Annotated in this window: 10 protein-coding genes; all 10 read left to right on the top strand. The window is 39.0% G+C overall.

Translation table 11 applies throughout. The annotated features are described in order from the left end of the window. Nucleotides 1-46: 46 nt before the first annotated feature. The 10 genes from leuC to PTUN_RS15780 all read left to right on the top strand — a co-directional run bounded on the left by leuC (nucleotide 47) and on the right by PTUN_RS15780 (nucleotide 14013). The gene (gene leuC / locus PTUN_RS15825; RefSeq protein ID WP_009840572.1) at nucleotides 47-1447 is read left to right on the top strand and encodes a 3-isopropylmalate dehydratase large subunit; all 1401 of its coding nucleotides are present in this window, start codon (nucleotides 47-49) and stop codon (nucleotides 1445-1447) included. Continuing rightward, nucleotides 1447-2043, top strand: coding sequence for a 3-isopropylmalate dehydratase small subunit (gene leuD, locus PTUN_RS15820; RefSeq protein ID WP_009840571.1), 597 nt, complete (start codon nucleotides 1447-1449; stop codon nucleotides 2041-2043). The genes leuC and leuD overlap by 1 nt, the downstream gene beginning before the upstream one ends. A gap of 167 nt (nucleotides 2044-2210) precedes the next feature. Beyond that, the gene (locus PTUN_RS15815) at nucleotides 2211-3161 is read left to right on the top strand and encodes a response regulator (protein WP_009840570.1); all 951 of its coding nucleotides are present in this window, start codon (nucleotides 2211-2213) and stop codon (nucleotides 3159-3161) included. A gap of 467 nt (nucleotides 3162-3628) precedes the next feature. Further along, entirely contained in the window at nucleotides 3629-7138 is a 3510-nt protein-coding gene (locus tag PTUN_RS15810; protein WP_009840569.1) for a carboxypeptidase-like regulatory domain-containing protein, read from the top strand. Nucleotides 7139-7187: 49 nt separating this feature from the next. After that, nucleotides 7188-8141 carry a hypothetical protein gene (locus tag PTUN_RS15805; protein WP_009840568.1) on the top strand — a complete coding sequence of 318 codons (954 nt, stop codon included), beginning with the start codon at nucleotides 7188-7190 and terminating at the stop codon, nucleotides 8139-8141. A gap of 1 nt (nucleotide 8142) precedes the next feature. Next, nucleotides 8143-9141, top strand: a complete 999-nt coding sequence (locus PTUN_RS15800) for a hypothetical protein (RefSeq protein ID WP_009840567.1) — start codon at nucleotides 8143-8145, stop codon at nucleotides 9139-9141. Nucleotides 9142-9266: 125 nt separating this feature from the next. Next, nucleotides 9267-9881, top strand: coding sequence for a trimeric intracellular cation channel family protein (locus PTUN_RS15795; RefSeq protein ID WP_009840566.1), 615 nt, complete (start codon nucleotides 9267-9269; stop codon nucleotides 9879-9881). Nucleotides 9882-10490: 609 nt separating this feature from the next. Beyond that, the gene (locus PTUN_RS15790; protein WP_009840565.1) at nucleotides 10491-11861 is read left to right on the top strand and encodes an esterase/lipase family protein; all 1371 of its coding nucleotides are present in this window, start codon (nucleotides 10491-10493) and stop codon (nucleotides 11859-11861) included. 16 nt (nucleotides 11862-11877) lie between these two features. Beyond that, on the top strand, nucleotides 11878-12327 hold the full coding sequence (locus tag PTUN_RS15785) for a hypothetical protein (RefSeq protein ID WP_009840564.1): 450 nt from the start codon (nucleotides 11878-11880) through the stop codon (nucleotides 12325-12327). Between the two features lie 168 nt (nucleotides 12328-12495). After that, nucleotides 12496-14013 carry a YifB family Mg chelatase-like AAA ATPase gene (locus tag PTUN_RS15780; protein ID WP_009840563.1) on the top strand — a complete coding sequence of 506 codons (1518 nt, stop codon included), beginning with the start codon at nucleotides 12496-12498 and terminating at the stop codon, nucleotides 14011-14013. Nucleotides 14014-14085: the final 72 nt, after the last annotated feature.

Below are 14085 nucleotides of genomic sequence, written 5' to 3'. Positions count from 1 at the left end.
AGTTGCACTCACCGTCACCGAGTGCCGCACCAAAGAGGTAAGCATTGTGGCTCAAACCTTATATGACAAAATTTGGCAGGCGCATAAAATCACTGCTATTAACGAACAAACCGATTTATTGTATGTAGACCGTCACTTAGTCCATGAAGTGACGTCGCCCCAAGCATTTGCAGGGTTAAGAGAAAAAAATCGTAAAGTACGTCGTCCAGATAAAACCTTTGCGACCATGGACCATAATATTTCAACTAAAGAGCGCTCACTTGCAGCAGCCAGTAAGGTTGCACAAAATCAACTTAATGCTTTAACCGAAAACTGCAAAGAGTTTGGTGTACCTCTATATGATTTAAGTTCTATTAATCAAGGTATAGTTCATGTAATGGGCCCAGAGCAAGGCATTACTTTACCCGGCACAACAATTGTCTGTGGCGATAGCCATACTTCTACGCACGGTGCCTTTGGTGCACTTGCCCATGGTATTGGTACCTCTGAAGTTGAACATGTACTGGCGACACAAACATTGCAGCAAAAAAAAGCACGCTCATTAAAAATTCAAATCAATGGTTCACTTAAACCCACGGTTACAGCAAAAGATTTGATTATGGCGGTGATTGGGCGCCTTGGCACAGCGGGCGGCAATGGTTATGTAGCTGAATTTTGTGGTCAAGCCATTCGTGAGCTTTCGATGGAAGCACGCATGACATTGTGTAACATGAGTATTGAGATGGGGGCTAAAGCAGGCTTAATTGCACCAGACCAAACAACCTATGATTATTTGGAGGGGCGCCCATTTGCACCAAAAGGTATAGATTGGCATCAAGCTGTTGCTTATTGGCAAACGCTACAATCGGATGATGACGCTGTATTTGACTATGTTGTAGAATTTGATGCGACAGACATTCAACCTCAAATAACTTGGGGTACTAGCCCTGAGCAAGTGATAGGTGTTGATGGGATCATTCCAGATCCAGATAAAGAGCCTGATTTGATTAAAGCCGATGCAATTCGCAGGGCACTTGTATACATGGATTTAACCCCAGGGCAAAAAATATCTGATGTTAAAGTGGATACTGTTTTCATTGGTTCATGTACTAACAGCCGCATAGAAGATTTACGCGCTGCAGCTGCTATTGTGCAAGGAAAACAAGTCGTTAATGGTATTGAGGCGCTAATCGTGCCAGGTTCTGGTTTAGTGAAGAAACAAGCCGAAGACGAAGGATTAGCCGATATTTTCAAAGCAGCAGGCTTTGAATGGCGTGAGCCTGGTTGTTCAATGTGTTTAGCGATGAACGATGATAGATTAGAGGCCGGAAAACGTTGTGCTTCTACTTCAAACCGTAACTTTGAAGGTCGCCAAGGTCGCGGGGGGCGTACTCATTTAGTGAGCCCAGCCATGGCTGCAGCTGCGGCAGTATATGGTCACTTTGTTGATATTAGAGGAGAGGCGTAATGAGCGTGTTTCACCAAGGGTTATTAGCGCCATTAGACAAAAATAATGTCGATACAGATCAAATTATTCCTAAGCAATTTTTAACGTCAACTAGCCGAGATGGCTTTGATAAGGCGCTATTTTATGACTGGCGTTATCTTGATAATGGCGAGCTGAATCCAGAATTTATTTTGAATGAAAGCCGTTATCAAGGAGCTAGTGTTTTACTGACCCGCGATAATTTTGGCTGTGGCTCATCACGTGAGCATGCGCCTTGGGCATTAAAACAATATGGTTTTGAAGTAATTTTGGCCGAAAGTTTTGCTGATATTTTCTTTAATAACTGCGCGAATAATCAAATGCTCGCCATTGCACTACCGAGTGAAACATTAGATCAGTTATTTACTTTAGCTCAGCAACAAGCGCTACATATTGATGTTGATTTAGCCGCGCAGCAATTACGTTGTAACGGGTTTGAAGCGATAGCATTTGAAGTGCGTGCCGACATAAAGGAGCGTTTATTAAGTGGTCTAGATTTTATTGGCGTTACCGAAACACAAGGCGAAGAAATTCAGCGTTTTGAAGATGAGTTAGCCCAAGCAAGACCTTGGCAATAAAAAGTACGGACTGCTGTTTTATCTGAACTGCTAACAATATTGTTAGCAGTTTTTTTTTGCCATGAGCAATCTGCATATTATTTAAAATAATTAATTCTATATTTCGAACAATCTAAAAACATTTGTTAAAATAAAAAAACTACCAAAGTGAGATGATTAGAAAATCGATGCGTTATTCCTTTGATTCATTTGTATTAAATACCAGAGCTCGTACTTTACATCATCATAATGAAATTCTGCTCTGTGACGAAAGAATAGTATTGTTACTTGGACTGTTAATTGAAGCGTACCCAGATCATTGTCAGCAAGCCGATCTATTAAAGCAAATTTGGCCAAATACTGTTGTTAGTAATTGGTCTATCGCTCGATTAATTTCAGATAGTCGAAAATTTTTCCTCTTTGCGGGTTTACATCCCCCTCTTATCGAAACGTTACGTGGTCGTGGTTATCGACTAAGTCATGAAATAGGTGCAAGTTTAGTTAAATTGGAAGATGAAAACTTAGATAGCGTTAATCTTGTTGATCGCGATTCATCTGCAATAAAAGAAAATTGGATAGAACCTTCATCGACAGTTTTGGTTTTACCAGAGGCAGAGCCTTCAACAAGTACAAAAAATTCCAGACATTATAAAAAAACAACAGTTACTCGCATCCTACTTAGTTTATTTGGTGCGGTATTAACGATTTTTAGCTTGGTATTTGCGTTAGATTTACGGTGGCCGAATGAGCCATCAAAGTTAGTGATCAATGAGCCACATGATGTAAAAGCTCGGATTTTATGGGTGGACGATCATCCTGAAAATAATGAAATAGAGCGTAAGGAACTGCTTGCTAAAAAGTTTGGTGTTTATCTTACTAAAACAACCCAAGATGCGATGACTTTACTTTCGCTATATCGTTACGATGCCATCATCACAGATATGGGCCGTGAGGATGACCCGCTAGCGGGTTTAAAATTTATAAAAATGGTACGCCAGCAGTCACTCTCAACCCCTATTTTTCTTTATACAATAATGCCATCTCAAGCACTTCAAACGACCGTTTTAAATGAAGGAGGACATGGTGTTGCCACTACATCAGAGTCTCTTTATCAATTATTAGATAATTTGGCATACTAGATTTACATAAAGTACCGCAAATTTACTCTTCTGATTTAAAACTAGCTAGAGCCATCCTTAAAATACAACTTGTTGATAATATTAAAATTCAAAGTAATTCAAGATGTTTCAAATGCAGGGTTCAAAGTTGTCTTATACATTGGAATGCAGCTAGAACCTTATAAATTTTAAGTCGCATACGTCTAATAAACAGTATTTCTTCGAGAACTGATTAACTCAATTTTTCAGAAAATCAGTAACAAGTAGTCAGTTTGTTACTAAAAAACGAATAATTATTCTGCGTTCTTTTCATGTGTACAGAAAAAAGAGCGAGGATTTGACGGCTTAGCCTATTAAGAATGCAGGCAAATGCAACGAAATAAGTAAGACGTAAGCAGTTGCTTTTACGATTACTTTGGTGACCGAAGGTAATGTTCCGTTTAGCGTTACCTTTTTATTTATAATTAATTTATCAATTGGAATGAAAAATGAATATTCACCCTGCAATGAAATCATTTTCATTACTTGCATGTTTTTCTGCAGCCTTGTTATTAAGTGGTTGTGGTGGAAGTGATAGTAGTGATGATACGGTCAACCCTCCTGTAGTACAAAATCAAAAACCTCAGGTTTCTATCTCTGGTGATAAGTCAGTAGAAGAAGGTAAATCCTTAAAGCTAACAGCCCAAGCAACGGATGCTGATGGTTCAATTGCAAGTTATGCGTGGTCAATTAAGTCTGGACCAACTTTTGATTTGGGTATTAATAATGCGTCTGAATTCAGCTTTACTGCTCCGGATGTTGATGCAGATAAAAATCTCGTACTGTCTGTTTTAGTAACCGATAATCAAGGGGCTACGGCGTCTGCTGATTATGCGATTACCATTAAACGTAAAGTATCAACAGTGACCATTACAGGGTTAATCACAGATAAGCCTTTAGCAAACGCCACTATTACAGCTAAGGTTGGTGATGAAGAGTTTGCAGCCACATCTGATGCGAATGGGGTGTATTCAGTCACTTTAACGGTTGATGAGTCAGCACAAAATACATTGGTGCAGTTGTACGGTATTGGGGACAACGCAAATAACCCTGAAGTTGAATTCTATTCACAACTTAATTCAGTGAGCGTGTTACTAAGCGCTGCAGGAGAGGATGCTGTACTGAATAAAGATGAGTTATTTGGCGTCAATGTAACGAATGTTAGTACTGCTGAATATGCGCTATTTACCCGAGCTGGGCAAATTCCTACCAATGAACAAGAGTTAGCCATTGCCCGTCTTGCTATTGATGCGCAAGAAAAATTAACGCTCGCAGCACTGATTAAAATCGTGGTTGATTCTGACGATAATACATTTGTTTTGCCTGAGGGTGTGACATCAACATTTGATTTAGTTGATGATGTTAAAACCTCAAGCGAATTTATTATACAAGTTAATCAAGTTGATCCGACTTTGATTGATAAAACCATCGAAGAAATTAAAAAAGACGATACCTTAGTTGACAATGGGAGCTTACCGTTAGCAGGTCAATATTTAATTACTAGTCCGCAATATTATGGTGCAAAAAGTACGCAACTAGACCTGAACCAAGATGGGACAGGAACATTAACTGGTGAGACCAAAGTTGCAATTACTTGGGTACAAGCAGCCGATGGTTTTGTCACTCTAAATAGTGTTTCGCCTTTAGTAAATATTTTATCTGGCTCGTGCAGTATCAATAATACCTTTATTGATAATTGTCGCTATCAAGCTATCAATCATAAATTTAGAATTTTAGCTGAAGATAAAACATCAAGAAGTATTGAATGGTTTTATAAAGAGCAAGTGATTGATATTAATTTAAACCAAGTTGTTCAAGAGACTGCTACTAACTCTTTGATGACCATGATAGATAAAAATCAAACCCTAACGGTCAGTGCTGCCGACATTGAAGGTAGCTGGTATATTGATGATCTCATTCAAAATAATGGTCAGTTATTTGCTGGTCAATTTGTTTTTCAAAATGATGGTAGTGGTGAACTATTTTTTACAGATGGCTCAGTTAGTTTAGCCTTTCAGTGGCAGCTAGTTGCAAACCGCTTAGAAATATTGGGTGATACCTTTACCCATCAATTGTGGTTATTTAAAGATATTAATAAAGGCTATCAGTTTAGCAGTAATGTTATTACTCAAGATGCCCAGTCAGTATTAACTCGTACAGGCTTAATGATAAAGCAAGAAGATGTATTTCTTAATGTGAATAGCGCGGTTGGTCGTTGGTCGATTGATTTGGGCTTTAAAGTGCCTGGCAATTACGGTGATCTTGATTTTTACGACGATGGTTCTATGACTATCAATTTACAGTTAAATAGAGATAGTTGGGGATTAAAAAGTGGTGAATTGGTTAGAGATCGCTTTTATCACCCAGATTTAGGTTTGGTGGGTAAATGTCCTGCAACGTATCAATGTCAGTTAGCTCGAACTGTTGTGCATAAATTGTTAGCTGTTGATGGCGATAACTACTTGGTGACTCGAAATTGGTTTGAGAATGACAACCCAATCGATGATAGCAATAATTGGACTAATGGGGTTTATACCGGTCCAACAGGATTAACCTTCGTTTCTAATGATGTATTAAGTTATCTCTATACCCCAACGCAGGGAGTGGCAGAGTTTGCTGGATATTGGCTCTATGGTCTTAATCTTTATACCGTAGAGCAAGGCGTGGTTAACACTCGTTCATTTAATGAAGTGTATGTTACCGGGCAACCAACTCAATATAATATTTATGCCAAAGAGTGGGGTGCTGGTGATGCGGTTGGTACCTATAAGGTGAAACAAGGCCAACTTCAAACTACAATTGCAAACCAAACTTATTTTTATGAAATTAAGGCGTTTGATCGTAACTTCTTAACGGTATGCCGTTTTACTGCTGGTGGCTCGTGTGCAGCAGGTGAAACAGTAAAACTATACTTAAATAAAGAAATGGCGATAACTGATGCTACCACCCCTGTAGCGCAAAGCCACCCATTAGATGGCACCTGGTATGACCCGACAATACCTGAATTTATTCTAATCTTGCAAAATGGTAAATGGATTCAAGTTGAGTTTGCAGTGGATGACCTTGGTACGGCAGATGAGTTCCCAGGTTATGAAATCGGTAATTTCACTTGGGATCAAGCAAGTGGCTCTTTTAGTGTTGATATCTTAGAAGATACCAATGGGGTTTTAGGTTATGACTCTGATCTGACCCATACAATTACCGTCGCAGGTGATAATTTAACTATTATGGCATCTGATGGTGAAGTACTTAACCTAAAAAGGGTGATTTCAGCTTCTAATTCATTGGTTGGTGGATATACCGGGGGCGATATTTCGAATAATCGTTTCTTTGCAACTGTGATGCTAAATGAAGGAGTTGTTGTTGAGCTTGAGCACGAAGTTGGCAATTTTGGAATTAGAGCGTCAAATTATACTCATAATGCAACAACAGGATATTTCACTTGGACACCATTTGTCGATCAAATAGCAGATTCTAGTTCTGATGCCATTGTGCGCTCTCAAGGCGATAGATTGCTTTGGAAGGATAATAATGAGTTTGGTGCTATGAAACGTACTTCAGTAACAACAACGCAGCCTTATTTTAATGAAGCGAGTGTGCTTGGCTCATACAATTTATTGGCCAATGGCCAGAATGTACCTTTTAGCCTGCAATCTGGAGGCAATATGTTGCTTGGTAGCGGTGTAGATGCAATTGCATATCAGTGGCGCATGGAGCAAGGCCAATTGTTAGTTAATGAAATAACGCCGGATACAGGAACTGAAAGTGCAGGCTTTATTTTTTCACCTACGGCGTTAAATGGCACAGGCTTTGATATCAAGTTATTTAGCTGGGATCAACCCGTTGCAGCAGGTAACGATCCTGTAAATCATGACTTTATTGATGCTTCAATACAAAAAGTCTCTCAAAACAAAATATTGCTTAATACTGTTCGTCCAAAACATGCAGTTCAACTGTAATTAAAAAATAAGGATAAGGCACTCTTTGAGTGCCTTTTTAGGTTTGAAAATGAAATATAACTATTTAATCGGTTTATTAACCATTCCATTTTTGGCAAATGCAAACAGTAATCCCTCTTTTTCTGAAGTTAAAATTGGTTTTGAGGCTATACATTACAGCGAGTCACTGGGGGAAGTCGCAGGGCTTGGGAGGTTAGAGCAATCGGTTTCTGTGATGAATCCAGCTATTCGACAGATCTCTTATTCTGGTATTAATGAAAATTGGGGATTTTATATCGAAAGCGCTGCCACAATCGCGACTGAAATAGAAACAGAAACTTGGGGTATAGGTGAATTTGGTGATATTCAAGAAAATGCCTTTAAGTTAAAAGCCAATGAGATAGGTGTTAAAGCGGCCTATAACTTATCAAAAGCGATGCAATTTACGTTTGGCGGTAAAATTTATACCTCAAGCTTCACTCGTTCTAATTTTAAATTTGTACAGCCAGGTGCTGATGCATTTGATAAAGCGTTGATTGCCTTAGCTGATCCTTCCGATGATGTGGTAGCACGTTTTGTTTTACCGGGCCAAGGGTATGATGATCGTGATAGCGCGCAACAAAATAACCCTAATTATTTGGTGCCTGTCGTTTCAGTCAGTGAAGATCAAATGGGGGTGCTGTTAGTTGCAGCATTAAGGTATGACAGCCATCTTGCTGATAGTTTTAATAAAGTAAGTTGGTATATTGATGGTGAATTAAGCACACCTATGTATTCACAAACGCAAAATACTCAATATGAAACAACTACATTAACAGATAGTTTTAATGGTTATGGGGTGAGCGCAAAAGCAGGGGTGCGTTATCATGTATTTGACAATATGGCTTTAATGCTTGGAGTTGATGCGCTTTATAAAGAGCGCAAGGCGGTGACGGATACGTTAGACAGTGGTGGTAGAGTGCGTGTACCAGAAATTGAATACAGTAATGTTGCTGTGACAGCTGGGATCCACTGGAGCTATTAATATGAAGATTTTACCAATAATTTTGACCGCATTAGTATTGCTTTTACCTGGTTGTAAAACGTTGGAGTCAGTCCAGGATGATTTAGGAAGTTTGACTTCGAACATCATGGGCCCAGATGCCACCCCTGAGCAAATTGCAGCTGCATTTAATGAAGCGAATAAAAGCTTTAGCATTGCTAAAGAACAAATTAACATCGCCGAAAATGAAGAGTTAAATGCGTTTGATAAAACACGAGTTACCGAAGCACAAAAACTTTGGCAAGAGCTCGAGGCTGACTTTTCAAAAATTCAGGCAGACAAATCCAATATATTAAGCCGTAGCTCCTTGTTTTCCTCTCAAACAAATTTACAGAAAATAAATGCCAGTAGTGCAAAAATATTTGAGTTAATTACCGCAGCCACTCAAGTTAAGGATCGGATTTTATTGGTCTTAAAGCCTGTTAGAGATAACTTTACCGTATTAAATAATCTCGATACTGCAAAGAGCTTTCCTGAGCAATTTGGCAAGTTAAATGCTAAATATCAGCAATTAACTGGGATGTTAGCGCAAGGTCAAGATGTCCAAGTTGAGGCGTACTTACCGACCATGTTGGCAAATCAACTCGACCTTGAGAAGAATGCAGTGGTTGAGTTTTATTTAGCGCAAGTTATTGCTGAAATTAAGGTTATCGCAAATTCAGACAAGGCAAGCATGTTGCCAAGTACCTATGCACAAGTGCGAACATTGTTAGATGATAGCGTCTTATTTGCCAAAACGAATAACCGTGATTACCAAGCGATTGAAATGAAGCGTGATGAAATCCAACATCACTTAAATCGGATTGATAATTTGTATGCGCAACACCAAGCGTTAAAGTTGGTCAGCAAAGATCTGTCTTTTGAGAATTATCTGCTCGATATAGAGCAAAGTTTATTTTCTTTAACCCAAAAAGCGGGGCTTGGTGATAAGCGTCACTTAACATTTAAACAGCAATTTGAGCTCTTAAAAGAGAAATTTTAATCAGTTAGAACAATAGATCTAGATCTATAATTGCAATCACATTGTATTGAGGTAATCTGTAAGGCTAGACTTATTTTGTCTAGCTTTTTTGTTTGTCTTACAATAAGTTAATTTTTGAGAGTGTTATGGAAGCGTGGTTTCATTGGTTTGATTTAATAGGTGTTGCGGTTTTTGCGATATCAGGCGCATTGGTAGCTCATCGTAAAAAGCTTGATGGTTTTGGTGTGATAGTGCTCGCTGCTGTGACAGGCATTGGTGGTGGTACCATTCGAGATGTCATTCTCGATGCGCCGGTATTTTGGTTACATAATCCTAGTTATCTTTACTCAATTTTAGGTGCCTCGTTATTAACTATTTTTTGGCTTAATAAGCGCGGGAGTATGCGTAAAATTATAATTGAAAGTGCAGATGCGCTGGGCCTAGCATTTTTTGTCGTTATGGGCGTCCAAAAAGCGCTAGATTACGGTATGCCTAATATCACAGCAGTGGTGATGGGAGTGATTACGGGTTGTTTTGGTGGCATGATCCGCGATGTGCTTGCTCGTTCAACACCTATGGTATTAAAAAGTGAATTGTATGCAACAACTTGTATTTTTGGCGGGATTGTTTATACCCAATGTTTAAATTTTGATATCGCCAAAGAAATAGCCATGATTGCCGGGATGCTGGCGACTTTATCACTTCGTGCAGCAGCTATAAAATGGCGCTTGAGCTTACATGTTTTTAAATATCCAAATTGATCATTACTGATTTTTAACATCTGCAATTAAATTACTAAATAAAAAGTTTGCCTGCTGTTCAAAGCAATGAGGAGCAGGCCATACTGAACGTCATTTTTATAAAATAATCATTGAATTAAATAGTTTCAACTATCTATCCAATTTGTATCAATACCAGTCAACAGGGGGTATTCCCTGAGTAGCTAGTTTTCCTTTTTAAGTTATTTTTTTCATCTTTTACTCATAAGAATAAAACCAGTTTGGCGCAATAGTCCAATTTGGACCATGAGTGGCGCAAAATGAAATATATTTTTAGTAAGTAAAACGCTAAAGTTCACAAAGCGAATCAGATAACAAATCCTATTATTGAAAATGATTTTTTAAGTGTGCTTTCTATCAAAGCAGAGGGTGATGTCAGCTTTGTTGACTAAGGAATTAAGTTATAAATCACTATTATTAAGGAGCGACAGCTTTGTACTTTAGTGGTATTAGCTATCGTTTCAGTAACAGAATAATCAACTTAACAGATTGACCAGGAAAGAATAAAAAGAGGTTAAAAATTGACTTCGTCAGAATAAAAAAATATCGTACCCTTTTTGGGTTCTATAAAAATGATGAAGGAGATAAATTTTGAAAATAAAAACCATCTTAACTGCGCTATTTGCAACGACAAGTTTTTGCAGCTTTGCACAACAAACACTAACTGATGAGTATGGCTTACTGATTGATTCCTCCCATATAATCTCTATGTTTAGCGATGATAGCACTGAGTCTGCTATTTCCTCGGCTTTAAGTAGTATCGGCAATACTTGGAGTATTAATTCCACTGAAATGTTACGTACGTGTGAATGGTGGGAAGGTGAAGAGCCTTTGGGGACTATTGGTTCGAAGATTAATCAATCATCTTCTATTGATAACGCAGAGGCTATTCAGCGAACATGTCTTCAGTGGTCTGAATATCCAAAGTATTACTATGGTACCGCCCATATCTACTTAAGCAATGATGGGCAGCTAGATAAGCCAGTCGTTGTGGTGCAACCTTACAATGTTAATCTTGAAGATTCTGGTTATTCAGAACAACAATTTTATAGTGATATCAATCAAGGGGGGCTTGCAACTAGTTTAAGAAGCGCAGGTTATGACGTAATTTTATATCGTTATAAACAGCAGGACAGAGGGGTTGAGTTCAATGCTGATGGTGTTAAACGTTTGTTAGATGTGATTAATGACAAATCGGGGATCTCGTCCACATCACTTGTTGGGTTATCGATGGGGGGAGTGGTAACTCGTTTTGCTTTAAGAGAGCTCGAAAAAACAGGCTCGCTTAATAAAGTAGCTACTTTTGTCTCATTTGATGCACCTCACCTTGGCTCGAATTTTCCGCGCTCTATTCTCGACAATACAAATCGATTACTAAGCAAAATTGATACTAGTTTATGCGGTTTAAAAGGTGTCTGTCGTGATGCGCGCAGGAAATTAGAAGCAATAATAAGTAAACTCAATACTAAAACGTTCAATGAACTGATCATCAATACACCTTCAGGTTCTAGTGACAGAACTGCACTTTTATCCAAGTTGGCGAGCTTAGGGCATGTACAAACGATTCCTTCATTAGCACTAACTAATGGTGCTCAGAGTAGTACGCAAGGAGCTCCAAATTCGATTTTAACGTCTCATTTTAAGCTATACCGAGCATGGTATAATGGCGGTAGTGAATATTTTAAAGTATATACCACACCTAGTGTTGATAACGTATCGGGTGGCTACGCCGATTTTTATCAAGTTTTCTCTGATTTAATTGCAGGGCAAGAGCATCCAATTACACCTTATGTCACAATAGGTCAACGTCACTCTTTCGTTTCGACTCTTTCAGCTCTAGCTGGTAGTGAAAATTACTGGACTGAAGTTGCAGCCTATCCAAGTAACAATGAAGAACATATGACTTTAACATATGCGAAAGCCCGAAAAATCAGAGAGTGGTTAGATACATACCAATATTAATCATAAGGAAGTATTAATGATCAAAAAATTTGTCATGGCGCTTAGTTTGCTTGCTGTGAGCTGTTCACAAAATCTCTATGCTGATGTCAGTGTTGGAGCTGGCTATCAATATGGTGGGGCTTTAGGGGTAAAATATTCTCAAGTGCATGACAAGCATATTGTATATGCTTCTGCAGGTTTAATTGGTGCAGCTTTGGGATATCAGTATGTTATCTCATCGGACCGTAGACATATTGTAGGTTTTGCAGTTGGAGGTGAGGTATTGACCAGTGAAAAGGGGTTTTTAGCTTTAACTTATAATTACTTTTCTGAAAATGTCGATCAATCGGGCTGGACATTTGGTGGAAGTATCGGTGTAAGGCGCACGGATGTGCGGGTTTATGACAAAACTAAGCTTGATATTTTTGGCACAGAAGAAGTTGAATCAAAAGGCTTAGTGGGTATCCACTTAGGGTATCGGTTCTAACAGACATGATGTTCAATAAAAGTGGCATCCTTAATATTTAGTGAGGATGCCACTTTGTTAGCGCTGGAAATTTCCTGTGCTTAGCTTAGATAAAATAGTGCTGGTGCTTAGATGTTTTGTAATAACCAAACTAAACTGTAAAAATCTATTTAAACTAAAGGACATGGAATGTCTTTAGCTCGTATTTATTCTCGTGCCCAAGTTGGCATTCAAGCTCCGCAAGTAATTGTTGAGGTTCATTTAGGAAATGGCTTACCTTCATTTAATATCGTTGGCTTACCTGAAACATCGGTTAAAGAAGCGAAAGATAGGGTACGAAGCGCTCTAATTAATTCTCAATTTGCATTTCCAGATCAACGAATTACAGTCAATCTTGCTCCTGCCGATTTACCTAAAGAAGGTGGGCGATTTGATTTAGCGATTGCCATTGGTATTTTGATTGCGTCTGAGCAACTCACTTGTGCTGATATTGGTCATTATGAGTTTTATGGTGAGCTCGCACTCAGCGGTGAAATCCGCACTGTATCGGCTATTATTCCAAGCGTTATGGCTGCCACTGCGGCACATCGTTGTTGTGTCTTACCAAGTGAAAATGATCCACTTGCCAGTTTAATTGAAGGTTCAAATCGTAAATCTTGCACGAGTTTGCAGCAAGTTTGGCTTGATTTAAGTGGCCAAATTCCACTTGCCTTTAATCAAGGTTATCAGGCTAATGATCCTCACAATGAGATTGAATCGATACTTGACCTTAATGAGGTCAAAGGACAGCAGCAAGGCAAACGCGCGTTAGAAATTGCCGCTGCTGGTCAACATAATTTATTGTTTTTAGGACCACCAGGAACCGGCAAGTCGATGTTGGCACAGCGTATGACAGGTATAATGCCGCAGATGAGTACCACTGAAGCACTTGAAACCGCAGCAGTTTATTCCATTACTGGCCAGCAAATTGAATTAGCAAATTGGCGCAAGCGACCTTACCGAAATCCTCATCATACGTGTTCAGCGGTAGCGCTGGTGGGTGGTTCATCGAATCCTCGGCCAGGTGAAATTAGCTTGGCACATAATGGGATTTTGTTTTTAGATGAGCTGCCGGAATTTGAGCGTAAGGTACTTGATAGTCTGCGAGAGCCGATGGAAACAGGTAAAGTGGTGATCTCTCGAGCAGCTCGTCAAGCTGAGTTTCCTGCTAATTTTCAGCTTATTGCGGCACTTAATCCCAGTCCAACAGGTTGTCACACCGATAAGCGTTCAACTCCTGACCAAGTATTAAAGTATCTAAGTAAAATATCTGGCCCGTTTTTAGATCGAATCGATTTACAGGTTGAATTACCGAGGTTACCGGCGGCACAACTTCAAAGTGTTGAACATGCAGAGTCTAGCGCGCAAGTTAAAGGGCGAGTTATTGCAGCCTATGAAATACAAATAAACCGCCAAGGAAAAGCTAATGGGCTATTGAGTAATAAGGAAATCGCTAGACATTGTTTTTTAGCTGAGCAGGAATTACAATTTTTAGCTCAAGTGAGCGAAAAGCTAGGGTTATCACCTCGTTCATATCATCGAATTATCAAAGTTGCTCGTACCATTGCCGATTTAGCTGCAGAGCCTCAAATCCGATTAGCTCATTTAAAAGAAGCAATTGGTTATCGTGCTTTAGAAAGGTTGTTAAACCAGTTATCTCAGTATTAATTATGACTTTCTGCACTTAGTGGTTTGCACCTGAATTTACCAACTGTTAACATGCTGTTTGTTGATATTTAT

The sequence above is a fragment of the Pseudoalteromonas tunicata genome (genome assembly GCF_002310815.1).
GTDB classification, from domain to species: domain Bacteria; phylum Pseudomonadota; class Gammaproteobacteria; order Enterobacterales; family Alteromonadaceae; genus Pseudoalteromonas; species Pseudoalteromonas tunicata.
The sequence above is the reverse complement of the archived record's forward strand: the minus strand, read 5'-3'. Positions and strand labels throughout refer to the sequence as shown.